The following is a 12,706-nucleotide window of genomic DNA, read 5'->3' as shown; positions in this document are numbered from 1 at the left end:
CCAGCCACCACGCCAGGCCCGCACCCCGACCCGGCCCCCTCCCCTCCCCACCCCTCACAGCCCCCCACCCCTCTCCTTGTAGCTTCCGACGACGAGGGCCATGGCGCTGGCCTGCAGAAACCGCCAGTAGAATGGCCGACTGTGACTGCCGCGCCTGCAAAGCCCCGAATCCCGAACGTCCTCGCCGGGCGTTACGCCTCCACCGAGCTCGCCCTGCTCTGGTCGCCCGAGCAGAAGGTGAAGCTGGAGCGCCGCCTCTGGCTCGCCGTGCTGCGCGCGCAGAAGGACCTCGGCATCGATGTGCCGGACGCCGCGATCGGGGACTACGAGCGCGTGCTCGACCGGGTCGACCTGGCCTCCATCGCCGAGCGCGAGAAGGTCACGCGCCACGATGTGAAGGCCCGCATCGAGGAGTTCAACGCCCTCGCCGGTCACGAGCACGTCCACAAGGGCATGACCTCGCGCGACCTCACCGAGAACGTCGAGCAGTTGCAGGTCCGGCTCTCCCTCGAGCTGGTCCGCTCCCGCACGATCGCCGTCCTCGCCCGCCTCGGCCGCCTCTCCGGCGAGTACGCCGAGCTGGTCATGGCCGGCCGCTCCCACAACGTCGCCGCCCAGGCCACCACCCTCGGCAAGCGCTTCGCCACCGCCGCCGACGAACTCCTCGTCGCCTATCGCCGCTTGGACGACCTCATCGGCCGCTACCCGCTGCGCGGCATCAAGGGCCCCGTCGGCACCGCCCAGGACATGCTCGACCTGCTCGGCGGCGACACCGACAAGCTCACCGAGCTGGAAGGCCGCATCGCCACCCACCTCGGCTTCGACCGCGCCTTCACCTCCGTCGGCCAGGTCTACCCCCGCTCCCTCGACTACGAGGTGGTGACGGCGCTCGTGCAGCTGGCCGCCGCCCCGTCCTCGCTGGCGAAGACCATCCGCCTGATGGCCGGCCACGAACTGGTCACCGAGGGCTTCAAGCCCGGCCAGGTCGGCTCGTCCGCGATGCCGCACAAGATGAACACCCGCTCCTGCGAGCGCGTCAACGGCCTCACCGTCATCCTGCGCGGCTACGCCTCCATGACCGCCGAGCTGGCCGGCGACCAGTGGAACGAGGGCGACGTCTCCTGCTCCGTCGTGCGCCGCGTGGCCCTGCCCGACGCGTTCTTCGCGCTGGACGGCCTCCTGGAGACCTTCCTGACGGTCCTCGACGAGTTCGGCGCGTTCCCCGCCGTCGTCGCCCGCGAGCTGGACCGCTACCTGCCGTTCCTCGCCACGACCAAGGTGCTCATGGCGTCGGTGCGGGCCGGTGTCGGTCGCGAGGAGGCCCACGAGGCCATCAAGGAGAACGCCGTCGCCTCCGCGCTCGCCATGCGTGAGCAGGGCGTCGTGCGCAACGAACTCCTGGACAAGCTCGCTGCGGACTCCCGCATCCCGCTGGACCGCGCCCAGTTGGACGAGCTGATGGCCGACAAGCTCTCGTTCACGGGCGCCGCCGGCGACCAGGTGGCCGCGGTCATCGCTCAGATCGAGGCGGTCATCAAGGAGAACCCTGAGGCGGCGGCCTACACTCCGGGCTCGATTCTCTGAGGCATTCCCGCCGCCGGTCTCTGAGGCATTCCCGTCTCCGTGACACTCCCGTCTCCGTGGCACTCCCTTCTCCGAGGCGTTGCCTTCTGTGACGGCGTTCCGTCGCTGAGGCCTTCCGTTTCTGAGGCCTTCCGTCTCTGGGACGTTCGCGTGTGGGCCGTGGCTCGCCCACCTGGTGGGGCTGGGACCGGACAGGTCCTAGCTTCTCGCCCGGTGCGCGCCGCGGCCCTTGCGTATGCGGGCCGCCACGAACGCGAGCACGGCCAGGGCGACCACGCCGAGGACCCCCTTCGAGTACAGGCCGACGGCATCCGTGACCTCGTGCCAGCGGGAGCCGAGCGCGTAGCCGAGCAGGACGAACAGGCTGTTCCACAGCAGGCTGCCGATGGTCGTCAGGGTCAGGAACAGGGCCAGCGGCATCCGTTCTATGCCTGCCGGTATCGAGATCATGCTGCGGAAGATCGGGATCATGCGGCCGAAGAACACGGCCTTGGTCCCGTGCCGTTCGAACCACGCCTCCGTCTTCTCTATGTCCGCCGTCCTCACCAGGGGCAGGCGCGCGGCGATGGCGACGGTGCGGTCACGGCCGAGGAGCGCGCCCGCCCAGTACAGCGCGAGTGCCCCGACGACGGAGCCGACCGTGGTCCACAGCAGCGCCGCGAGCAGGCTGAACTTGCCCTGGCTCGCCGCGAAGCCGGCGAGCGGCAGGATGACCTCGCTGGGCAGCGGCGGGAACAGGTTCTCCAGCGCGATCGCCACTCCCGCGCCGATCGCGCCGAGGGAGTCCATGAGGTCGGCGGCCCAGCCCGCTATACCGCCCGCGGGGGCGTCGGTGGATGTCGATGAGGTCGCGGTCGCGGCCGCTGATGAGGCCGTGGCTGAGAGCGCTGCCATGGCGGATTCAGACGCGGCGCTGAGCGTGTGCGAAGCCGTGAGGATCATGCCTTCGACGGTACGAAATCCGCAGGCCACGGCGGTATGAGGACCGCCGCACAGTTGCGCTGCGGACCGCCGCAGCATGCACTGCGGACCGCCGCAGACCCTCCCTACGGACTGCCGCAGGCAGCTTTGCGGTTTTCCGCAGTCCGCTCCGCGCATCGCTCGGCTAGCGTTATTGATCATGCGAAACCTTCTCGCCCGCCGACTGCGCGTCGCCGCCGGGGTCCTGCTCGGGTCCCTCAGCGCCGTCGCCGAGTTGGCCATGACGCTCGCGTCCGGGCTGTGGCTGCTCGTCACGCTCGGGTGGTCCGCCGACGACCGCCGCGGCGAGACACGGATACTGGCGGCCGCCCGCTGGTGGGCCGAGCTGCAGCGCCGCCGGATGGCCCGCTGGTACGACACCGGCACCGCGGACCTGGCCGCGCCACTGACCGGCATGCCCGCCCTGTCCTATGTGGCCACCCGCTGGACGGTGGGGCTGCTGGGCGGCGTGGTGCTGCTGGCCGCGGTGATCGGCGCCGGCTACGCGTCCCTGCTGGTGTGGGGTTGGTTCCTGGTCGACCTCGACCGGTGGCCGCTGGCCGTCGCGCCCGCCGCGTTCGGCGGTCTCTTCCTGCTCTTCCTGTGCGTCCAGGGCGTGCAGGCGGTGGCCCTGATGGACGAGCAGTTGATACGCCACTTCCTCGGTCCCAGCGACCGCCAGACCCTGGAGCGCCGCATCGGCGAGCTGGCCAGGAGCCGGGCGGGCGTCGTGGAGGCCGTCCACGACGAGCGGCGGCGCATCGAGCGGGACCTGCACGACGGCGTGCAGCAGCGCCTGGTCGCGCTGGGCATGCTGCTCGGCCGGGCCCGCCGCGCCCCGGACCCGGAGAAGTCGTCGGAGCTGCTCCGGCAGGCCCATGAGGCGTCGCAGCAGGCGCTGGTGGAGCTCAGGGACGTGGCATGGCGGGTGTATCCGGCGGCGCTCGACGAAGGCGGGCTCGCCGCCGCGCTCGAAACGGTCGCCGAGCGAGCCGCGATACCCGTCCGGCTCTCCTGCGAGCTGCGGGACACCCCGCCGCCGACAGCGCAGGCCGTCGCCTACTTCGTCGCCGCCGAAGCCGTGACGAACGCGGTCAAGCACTCCGGCGCCGAACAGGTCACCGTGCGGGCCGAACGCGCGGGTGAGCTGCTGCGTCTGCGGGTCGAGGACGACGGCCGGGGCGGAGCGGACGCGTCCGGCAGTGGGCTGCTCGGCCTGAGCCGGAGGGTCGCGGCGCTCGACGGTACGTTGTCAGTGGCCAGTCCGGCCGGAGGACCCACCGTCATCACAGCGGAGCTGCCATGCGCGTGATACTCGCCGACGACTCGACACTGCTGCGCGAGGGACTGGCCCGGCTGCTCGTCGACGAGGGGCACGAGGTGACAGCGGCCGTGGGGGACGCGGAAGCCCTGCTCGAGGCGATCGCCACCGATCCGCCGGACATCGCCGTGGTGGATGTGCGGATGCCGCCGACGCACACCGACGAAGGGCTGCGGGCCGCGCTGGAGATCCGCGAGAAGTGGCCGGGCACGGGTGTGCTGGTGCTTTCGCAGTACGTCGAACGACGTTACGCGACCGAGCTGTTGACCACAGCCACGGAGGGGGTCGGATATCTGCTCAAGGACCGCGTCGTGCAGGTCGACGAGTTCCTGGACGCGCTCGACCGGGTGGGCTCGGCCGGGACGGCCTTCGACCCGGAGGTCGTACGGCAGTTGCTGACGTTCAGCAGCAAGGTGGACCCGTTGCAGCGGCTCACCGACCGGGAACGGGAGGTCATCGCCAGAATGGCGCAGGGGCATACGAACGCGGCCATCGCAGGCCAGCTGAACGTCTCGCAGAGCGCTGTCGAGAAGTATGTGAACTCCATCTTCGACAAGTTGGAGCTGACCGATACCACCGGGTACAGCCGCCGGGTGCTGGCGATCCTGCGCTTTCTCGGCACGTGACGCCGACGGGGCGGGTGCCCGGCAGCGCTGCCGTCAGGCCGTGAGAGCGCAGGACCGCGACCAGGGCGGCCCACGGACGGGCTCTAGAGGCCGACGTCTCGGCTGCGGAAGTCCTCCAAGGACTCACGGCGTACGAGGAGTCGGGCCTGGCCGTCGGCGACGGCGACTACCGGGGGGCGGCCGACGAGGTTGTAGCCGGAGGCCATCGACAAGTGGTAGGCGCCCGCCACGGGGACGGCGAGGAGGTCGCCGGGCCGGGTGTCGGACGGGAGTTGGATGTCGGCGGCGAGCACGTCACCCGCCTCGCAGTGTCGGCCGACGACGGTCACGGGCGCGGAGGCGGCGGTGGAGCGGCGGCCGATGAGGCGCGGCAGGTAGCGCACGCCGTACAGCGCGGGCCGCGGGTTGTCGCTCATGCCGCCGTCGACGGCGACGAACGTGCGGTCGCTGGTGCGCTTGACCGACAGGACGCGGTAGAGGGCGACCCCTGCGGGGCCCGCGATGGCGCGCCCGGGTTCAACGACCAGGCGGGGAACGGCGAGGCCGGCGGCGGCGCAGCTCTCGGTGAGTTCGGCGCGCACTTTGCGGGCGAGGGTGGTGATGTCGAGGGCGTCCTCGCCGGGGCGGTAGGCGATGCCGTGGCCGCCGCCGAGGTCCAGTTCGGGGAGGGTGATGCCGTGGTGGTCCTTGATGCGGGCCATTAGCCCGACAAGGCGGCGTACTGCGCACAGGAACGGCTTGTCGGAGGTGATCTGGGAACCCAAATGGCAGTGCAGGCCGACCAGTTCGATGCCGGACTGGTCAAGGATGCGGGCGATGGCGTGCTGGGCGGAGCCGTCGGTGATGGACAGGCCGAACTTCTGGTCGTCGGTACCCGTCTGGATCTTGCTGTGGCCGCCCGCGGCGATGCCGGGGACGACGCGGACCAGGACCTTCTGACGGCTCCCCGGCGGTACGGCCGCGGCGAGGCGGGCGATCTCCGAGGCGCTGTCGATGACGATGCGTCCGACGCCGAGGCGCAGGGCGGCGCGCAGGTCCTCGGGGCTCTTGGCGTTGCCATGCAGGACGATGCGTGCGGCCGGGAAGCCGGTGGTGACGGCCAGTTCGAGTTCGCCGGCGGAGCAGACGTCGAGGCCCAGGCCCTCCTCCTTGACCCAGTGCGCCATGGCGCGGCACAGGAACGCCTTGGCCGCGTACAGGACGTGGGCGTCGGGGAAGGCGTGCGCGTAGGCGCGGCAGCGCTCGCGTACGTCGGCCTCGTCGAGGAGGTAGGCGGGGGTGCCGAAGCGGTCGGCGACCTCGGTGAGCGGCACGCCGCCGACGGCCAGGTCTCCGTGCGCGAGCCGCGTGGTGGAGAGCGGCCACACGCTGAGGTCGTCGGCCGCGTCCATGGGCGGGGCGCCGACGGCGGCCGGAGGGTGGCCGGGGGTCGCGGGGATGTCCGCAAGGGTCATGGCTGGCTTCTCTTTTCGCCTCGTCGTCTTCACGTCGTCCTCGTCCGGGGCGGCGCCCGGTGCTCTCGCCAATGCCGCCGGTCGTGCTGGCCTCGCGTGCGCTTGCCTGGTCTGCGCCGGCCTCGCGGGTGCTTGTCCCGCGTGGACTTGCCTCGCGGGGACTCGCGTGGACCTGCCTCGCGTGTGCCGGCCCCGTCTGCGCTTGCCGCGCATGTGCTTCCGTCGCGTGTGCTTCCGTCGCGTGTGCTCGCCTCGTCTGCGCTTGCTCCTCGTGCGCATCGGCCGCTCGCGCCCAGGCGGGCCGCCCGCACGCGCCCCCTCGGCGGGCCGCCGGTCCTGGGGCTGCCACTTCTCGGGCTGCGGAGACTCTGCCGTCCGGTGCGCGGGAGCGCTGCCCCAGGGTGCGAAAGCACTGCCCCCGGGTGCGAAAGCACTGCCCCCGGGTGCGGAAGCGCTGCCCCAGGGTGCGGAAGGGGCAGAAACGCCCCCTCTCCCACGGGAGGCTGGTTCAGCCGATCCAGGCGGTCAGCGCACCGACGAGCGCCGCCGCTCCGGTGACCCGCAGCGCTCCGACGGCCTGCGGGTCCCAGTCCCGCCAGTGGGAGACACGTGCGGCGGTGTCCGCGGAGGCGGCGACGGGCCGGGGTACGGCGGGCGTGAGCCGTGGAACGGAGGAGGTGGTGGTGGAGGAGGTGGAGGAGGAGGCACGGGTTCGGCGGGAAGCCGGAGAGTCCGGGGTGCGGACAGTGGTGGCGGAGGTGCGAATCGTGGCTGCCGAGCCGGGCGTGAGGCAGGGGTCGACGGTGACCCCTGGGACGCCGAGCGGTTCGGTGAGCGCGCGCAGGGCGGGTTCGGAGAGCCGGATCCAGGGCTGACGGGCGCCGAGTTCGTCGGTGAGGCGTTGGGGTGTCGTGAAGGCGACGGCCGTGCGGCCGCCGACGGGGGTGCGGAACAGGCGGGCGACACAGCCCGCGGGTCCCGGCCGGACGGGGACGAACAGTGGTCCGGCCGGGCCGCGTTCGGAAGGCTCGGGGTCTTCTCCGCACACCAGTTGCTGCGTCATGGGGTTCCTCCTTGAGGAGCCTCGGCAGGCCCTCGTAGGGTTGGGCGGTCTCCGTGGACCCGGTGGCGAGCACCGGGCACACAGTGACGGTATGCCCGGCACGGGGTGTCAACCGACCCGAAATGACGAGCCGTTGACGGTGATTCGGCGCACGCTGACACTCTGCTGACGCGCGGCCCGGCTCGAAGACCCGGACAAGTGGTGACGTACGTGCGCATAGTCACCTGGAATGTGTGTGGTGGCGGTTCGGGCCCTGGGAGCCACGGCGGAAGGCGATTCTCGCGGTGCTGCGCGAGCTGCGGCCGGACGTCGTCGGCCTGCAGGAGGTCTGGGAGCGAGACGGCGAGAACCTCGCCGAGTGGCTCGCGGACGAGCTGGGCCTGCACTGGACGTGGGAGCCGTCGCGGGCGCCGGGCGGTGGCAGCGGCGGATCGGCGACCCCGGTGTGGCCATCGGCAACGCGGTCCTCAGCCGCCGACCCGTCGTGGACCGGGCCGTCGCGCAGCTGCCCCTGCCGGACGGGGAGGAGGACGACGGCCGCCTCGCGCTGTACACGCGGCTGGCGGTGCCGGGCCCGTCGGCACCGGGCCAGAGCACGCCGAGCCAGTCGGCTCCGGGCCTGTCGGCGCCGGACCGGTCGGCGTCGAGCAAGGGCACGCCGAGCCAGGGCACGCCGAGCCAGTCGGTTCCGGGCCGGTCAGGACCAGGCCCGGAGGCGTCGGGCCAGGCGCCCCCGGCCCAAGGAGGGGCGAGAGCCCAAGGAGGGGCGAGTCAGAACGCACCGAGTCACTAGGGGCCGTTCTTCACCACCCACCTGACCTCGGCCCCCAGCCAGTCGGCGACCCGCTGCGCGCAGGTCGCGGCGCTCGCCGAGTTCGTGGCCGCGCACCGGGGCGGCACCGCGTTCCCGCCCGTCGTCACGGGTGACTTCAACGCTTGGCCGGACTCGGACGAAATCCGCCGCCTCGGCGGGTACCGTACGGCGCCCGCGGTGCCGGGGCAGTCGCTCCTGGACGCCTGGGAGTACGCCGACCCCGGCGCCGCGCGCCACCTGGGACGCGGTGAACCCGTACGTGGCGCGGTCGTACGATCCGAGTGTCAGGATCGACTAAGTCCGCGTCGGGCCACCGGGCCCCGGCGGCCTCGGCGCGGTGCGCGCGGTGCGGCGCGGGGGCGACGGCCCGGTCCACGGTGTCTGGCCGTCGGACCACGCGGCGGTGGTGGCGGACCTGCGGGACGGCGGGGCGACGGCCGAGAGGGCCGAGAGGGCCGAGAGGGCCGCGCAAGCGTGACAGCGGCCGGGCTTCCACCCGCACCCCCGCGCCACGGCCCACCACCAGCACCACCGCCCCCCTCCCCCGGGCCAGCGGCCGCCCCAGCGCTCAAGGGCCGCACCTGCGGGCCGCCCCGCCCCGCACGCCGGGGGCGGCCGCACCTACCCCTCGAACCGATACCCCATCCCCGGCGCGGTGATCAGATGGCGCGGATGCGCCGGATCGGGCTCCAGCTTGCGGCGCAGCTGCGCCATGTAGACCCGCAGGTAGTTGGTCCGCGTGCTGTGCGAGGGACCCCACACCTCGCCGAGCAGCTGCTGCTGGCTGACCAGGCGGCCGCGGTGGCGGACCAGGACCTCCAGGAGGTGCCACTCGGTGGGAGTGAGGCGCACGGCGCGGCCGTCCCGTAAGGCCTTCTTGGCGAGCAGGTCGAGGGTGAACCCTTCCGTCTCGACGAGGGCGGAGGCCTCGCCGCGCTCCTCGGAGCGGGTTCTGCGGGCGGCTGCCCGCAGCCGGGCGAGGAGTTCGTCCATGCTGAACGGTTTGGTGATGTAGTCGTCGGCGCCCGCGTCGAGCGCCGCGACCTTCTCATCGGAGGCCTGGCGGGCGGACACGACGAGGATGGGAGCGCGGCTGAAGCCCCGCAGCCAGCGCACCACGTCGATGCCGTCCATGTCGGGCAGCCCGAGATCAAGGAGGACCACGTCCGGCGGACGCGCCGCGGCCAGACGCTGGGCCGTGCCCCCGTCGACCGCCGCGTCCACCTCGTACTTGCGTGCCTTGAGGTTGATCTCCAGAGCCCGTACGAGCTGTGGGTCGTCCTCGACCACCAGCACCCGGGTCATCGGTGTGCCGCCTCCTGAAAGTGCGTGCGGGCCGGGCCCACAAGATTGTGCGGTCCTCTGAAGCAAAGCGCCCACCAGCGGGTTCGCCGTCTCTCTTGACGTCTCTCATACGGTGGCCGGGATTCCGTTGACGCCTCTCTTACGTTTTGGCCATGACTCGTCCACGGGGGCGCCCCACAGCGCGGGAGCTGATCATTCCGCCGGGCCCCCGGTGCCGTCCGCGCGCAGCGGCTGGACGCCCGTCATCAGGACGTCGAGGCCGCGCCGCGTGGTGGCGAGGAGCACGCGGTCCCCCGCGCGCAGGACACGGCCGCGCGCCGGTCGCCAGTCGTGGCCCGGCCGCACCAACCGGAGCGCGCCCAGGGTGTCTTGGGCCCGGGCACGTGGCGGAGTGTTCCGCGCTGCCGACGGCGAGGACCCGCCACGCATTTCCCTTGAAGGCCTCGTGGATGGTGTGCCCCTCGAACGCCGGATGGCCGCCCACGTCGACGGCGGTGAAGAGCAACGCACCTCGCTCCAAAGGGAGTACGCCAAGGACATGACGGCCCATCATGGCAGCGACGAAGGAGGGCGCCGCGAGGGCGGAGACGCTGCGGCTGCGGATGAAGGCGTGCGGGGAGGAGGCGCGCAGGGTGCGCGAGACAGTGGCGGCGAAGTCGTCGTCGTACAGCCGCATCACGACGCGTACGCCGGGGTTGGCCTCGCGGGCGGCCATGGCGATGTCGAGGTCGGCGCCGTCGTCGCCGGTGAGCACGAGCACGCTGCGGCTCTGGGCGATGCGCGCGGGCGAGGGCGCCGGGTGCGGCCGCGTCCTCCATGGGGAGCGGGATGCCGAGTGCGTCGGCGAGGGCCACGCCGCGGGCGTCCGGGGCGCGCTCGACGGCGACCACGGGGTGCTGGGTGGTGCCGAGTTGAGCGAGGACGCGCTGCCGACCTAGGCGAGGCCCACGACGATGATGTGGTCGTCGACGTCGGCGGCGGGCGGATGACCCGCGGTGACCGCGCGGAAGGCCTCGGTGGCGTTCATCGCGGCGGCGACGAGGGGGGGAGGACGGCGAGGCCGACGAAGCCCGCGATGGGTTGGAGCACACGCCGGGCGGGCGACTCGTCGGTGGTCGGGCCGGTACGCGCCCCAGGTCTCGTCGAGCCGCTGGTCGTACGTGGCCAGCGTGGCGCCGGGGATGCCGTACGGGTTCTGCGACTTGGTGGAGAACGCGCCCTGGTACTGCCCGCGGCGGTCCTTCATCAGCAGGTAGCGGCTCTCGTCGGCGTTGGTCAGGAGCAGGTTGGCGACCTGCGGGTCCATGTCGTTGAGCGCGAGGTTCGGGTTCGCCGCGCTGGTGGTGCGGGGAGTGTCGCGGTCGGCCACGGTGTCCCAGGCGCCGAGCGCGGCGAAGGCCGCCGCGGTGAGCAGCGCCGCGAGCGCGGTGGTGAGCAGCAGCAGTACGGTGCGAAGGAGCCGCAGCCGGACCGGCTCCGACGACCACATGCGGTGCAACGGCCGTCGTGTGAGCGGCAGTTGCGGGCGCCCGGCCCGCGCCCCCCTCTGAGTCGCGGGCCGGGACGTCCTTCTGGACGGACGACCGGATCCTGATGTGTAGCGGGCACAGCCCCGGCCCCCGCGTCTGGACTGTGCGTACTGTCGGCGGTGATCGTCACGCGCCCTCCAACCTCACATCACGGACTCGTTCGTCCGTTCCCCCGTAGTGATCAGTCTTGGGTCCGCCGTGGCGCTTCCCGGGTTTGTTGACGCCCCCCTTATGCGCCACCAGGCCTTCTTGACGAAGGCTTGACGGGTGGTCAGGAGGGCCTGTCAGGGGGGCGTAAATTCCCTGACGCGAAGGTGATTCGGTGAGGTTGGGACCGCTGACTTCCTCTCCGCACGGCCGCGCTCCGTGGCCGCTCCCCCACCACAAAGTCACCTTCAGCGATGCTTCCCGCCGCCCCGCAGCAGGCTCCCCAGGCCCCTGAGAGCCAGTCGTCCGGGCGCAGTCCCGAGAACCGCCCAGCCGTCGGCGCGTCCGACCCGGCGGTCTCATCGATCCCGTGCGGGTCCTCAAATCGTTCCCGGACGCGCTGCACAAGCTGCGCCCGCGCGCGCTGGTCGAGAACCCCGTCCTGTTCGTGGTGGGCTGCGGCGCGGCGATCACGACGGGGACCGCGGTGTTCGACCCGTCGGCGTTCTCCTGGATCATCAGCGTCTGGCTGGCTGACGATCGTCTTCGCGAACCTCGCGGAAGCGGTGGCGGAGGGCCGGGGCAAGGCGCAGGCGCTCGCGCTGCGCAAGGCGCGCACCGACACGGTCGCCCTGCGGCTGCGGCACAACTGGCGGGTGGGCACGGATCCGCGGGACGCGGAGACGGAGGCGGTGGCCGCGACCGAGCTGCGGCCCTTCGACTTCGTCCTGGTCGAGGCGGGCGAGCCGATCCCGGCGGACGGCGATGTCGTCGACGGGGTCGCGGCGGTCGACGAGTCGGCGGTCACGGGTGAGTCCGCGCCGGTCATCCGGGAGTCGGGGGGCGACCGCAGTGGTGTCACCGGCGGTACGACGGTGCTGTCCGACCGGATCGTCGTGCGGGTGACCTCACGTGCCGGGCACTCCTTCCTGGACCGGATGATCGCCCTCGTCGAGGGCGCGTCGCGGCAGAAGACGCCCAACGAGACAGCCCTCAACATCCTGCTCGCCGCGCTCACGATCGTCTTCGTCCTGGTCGTCGTGAGCCTGCAGTCGATGGCTTCGTACGCGGACGCGGCGCAGTCCACGACCGTGCTCGTCGCGCTCCTGGTGACGCTGATCCCGACGACCATCGGCGCGCTGCTCTCCGCCATCGGCATCGCGGGCATGGACCGCCTGGTGCAGCGCAACGTGCTCGCCATGTCGGGCCGCGCCGTCGAGGCCGCGGGCGACGTGAACGCGCTGCTGCTCGACAAGACCGGCACCGTCACCCTCGGCAACCGCGAGGCGGACGCCTTCATGCCGCTGCCCGGGGTCGACGAACTGCACCTGGCGGACGCCGCCCAGCTGTCGTCGCTGGCCGACGACACGCCCGAGGACCGCTCCATCCTCGGGCACGCCAAGAACAAGTACGGGCTGCGCGCACCGGCGCAGGACGAGCTGGCCGACGCGCAGTTCGTGGAGTTCACCGCGCAGACCCGGATGAGCGGCATCGACCTGCGCTGGGACAACGGCGCGTCCTGCGCCATCGCAAGGGCGCGGCCAGTCAGGTCATCACGTGGGGGGGGAGCCGCGCGGCGGCCAGGTGCCGCCGCAGGCGCGGATGTTCGCGGACTCCGTCGCCGCGGGCGACGGGACTCCGCTGCGCGCCCGCGCCACCGCGGGGCCCGTCATCCGGGCCACCGCGGTACCCCCTTCGCGGGGCCCCGCATCAGGGCCCCGTCAAAGCCCGTGAGCAGCGCTTGAAGCGCAGCTCACGGGCCAGTTGGATGGTCGACGTGAACTGCTTCGTGCGCCATGACGACCGGCCGCCTCATACGGCGGTGCCGTTCTCGCGCCCTGTTCACAGCACGGTGCGCTGACGCCGCACCGCACCCTCCTCCGCCGTGACCGGCGCTCCTGAC

11 protein-coding genes and 2 pseudogenes are annotated in these 12,706 nt (G+C 72.3%); 7 read left to right on the top strand and 6 right to left on the bottom strand.

What is annotated here, in order from left to right; all coding sequences use genetic code 11:
• Positions 1 to 141: 141 nt before the first annotated feature.
• Entirely contained in the window at positions 142 to 1,584 is a 1,443-nt protein-coding gene (gene purB, locus QUY26_RS35010) for an adenylosuccinate lyase (RefSeq protein WP_289953816.1), read from the top strand.
• Positions 1,585 to 1,782: 198 nt separating this feature from the next.
• On the opposite strand, the gene QUY26_RS35005 is transcribed toward purB, so the two are convergent.
• Positions 1,783 to 2,373, bottom strand: a complete 591-nt coding sequence (locus tag QUY26_RS35005; protein ID WP_436840548.1) for a DedA family protein — start codon at positions 2,371 to 2,373, stop codon at positions 1,783 to 1,785.
• A 331-nt stretch (positions 2,374 to 2,704) separates the two neighbouring features.
• Between QUY26_RS35005 and QUY26_RS35000 the strand changes: the two genes are divergently transcribed.
• Positions 2,705 to 3,856, top strand: a complete 1,152-nt coding sequence (locus tag QUY26_RS35000; RefSeq protein ID WP_289953811.1) for a sensor histidine kinase — start codon at positions 2,705 to 2,707, stop codon at positions 3,854 to 3,856.
• On the top strand, positions 3,847 to 4,491 hold the full coding sequence (locus QUY26_RS34995) for a response regulator transcription factor (protein ID WP_289953809.1): 645 nt from the start codon (positions 3,847 to 3,849) through the stop codon (positions 4,489 to 4,491). The genes QUY26_RS35000 and QUY26_RS34995 overlap by 10 nt, the downstream gene beginning before the upstream one ends.
• Before the next feature lie 83 nt (positions 4,492 to 4,574).
• Here QUY26_RS34995 and lysA read toward each other — a convergent pair whose 3' ends face one another.
• Together lysA and QUY26_RS34985 are read right to left on the bottom strand one after the other, a co-directional pair.
• Positions 4,575 to 5,882, bottom strand: a complete 1,308-nt coding sequence (gene lysA / locus QUY26_RS34990; protein ID WP_289956308.1) for a diaminopimelate decarboxylase — start codon at positions 5,880 to 5,882, stop codon at positions 4,575 to 4,577.
• A gap of 571 nt (positions 5,883 to 6,453) precedes the next feature.
• Positions 6,454 to 7,008, bottom strand: a complete 555-nt coding sequence (locus QUY26_RS34985) for an SAV_915 family protein (RefSeq protein ID WP_289953806.1) — start codon at positions 7,006 to 7,008, stop codon at positions 6,454 to 6,456.
• 233 nt (positions 7,009 to 7,241) lie between these two features.
• Here QUY26_RS34985 and QUY26_RS41240 point away from each other — a divergent pair, with 233 nt between their 5' ends.
• A complete protein-coding gene (locus tag QUY26_RS41240; protein WP_436840456.1) occupies positions 7,242 to 7,826 on the top strand; it encodes an endonuclease/exonuclease/phosphatase family protein in 585 nt (194 codons plus the stop codon).
• A pseudogene (locus QUY26_RS34975) lies at positions 7,805 to 8,300 on the top strand (endonuclease/exonuclease/phosphatase family protein); the annotation flags it as partial. The gene QUY26_RS41240 and the pseudogene QUY26_RS34975, both read left to right, overlap by 22 nt.
• Before the next feature lie 143 nt (positions 8,301 to 8,443).
• Here the strand turns inward: QUY26_RS34975 and QUY26_RS34970 are convergent.
• Both QUY26_RS34970 and QUY26_RS34965 read right to left on the bottom strand, forming a co-directional pair.
• Complete coding sequence (locus tag QUY26_RS34970; protein WP_289953804.1) at positions 8,444 to 9,127, bottom strand: response regulator; 684 nt, start codon at positions 9,125 to 9,127, stop codon at positions 8,444 to 8,446.
• 192 nt (positions 9,128 to 9,319) lie between these two features.
• Positions 9,320 to 9,472, bottom strand: a complete 153-nt coding sequence (locus QUY26_RS34965; protein WP_289953803.1) for a hypothetical protein — start codon at positions 9,470 to 9,472, stop codon at positions 9,320 to 9,322.
• Positions 9,473 to 9,678: 206 nt separating this feature from the next.
• Here QUY26_RS34965 and QUY26_RS34960 point away from each other — a divergent pair, with 206 nt between their 5' ends.
• The gene (locus tag QUY26_RS34960; protein WP_289953799.1) at positions 9,679 to 10,065 is read left to right on the top strand and encodes a hypothetical protein; all 387 of its coding nucleotides are present in this window, start codon (positions 9,679 to 9,681) and stop codon (positions 10,063 to 10,065) included.
• On the opposite strand, the gene QUY26_RS34955 is transcribed toward QUY26_RS34960, so the two are convergent.
• Positions 10,062 to 10,616: a hypothetical protein gene (locus QUY26_RS34955; protein ID WP_289953797.1), complete on the bottom strand. Its 555-nt coding sequence runs from the start codon at positions 10,614 to 10,616 to the stop codon at positions 10,062 to 10,064. The genes QUY26_RS34960 and QUY26_RS34955 overlap by 4 nt on opposite strands.
• Before the next feature lie 548 nt (positions 10,617 to 11,164).
• On the opposite strand from QUY26_RS34955, the pseudogene QUY26_RS34950 reads away from it, so the two are divergent.
• A pseudogene (locus QUY26_RS34950) lies at positions 11,165 to 12,447 on the top strand (HAD-IC family P-type ATPase); the annotation flags it as partial.
• Positions 12,448 to 12,706: the final 259 nt, after the last annotated feature.

It is taken from the genome of Streptomyces flavofungini, assembly GCF_030388665.1.
GTDB classification, from domain to species: domain Bacteria; phylum Actinomycetota; class Actinomycetes; order Streptomycetales; family Streptomycetaceae; genus Streptomyces; species Streptomyces flavofungini_A.
Note: the sequence above shows the minus strand (reverse complement) of the source record. Positions and strands in the feature narration are given on the sequence as shown.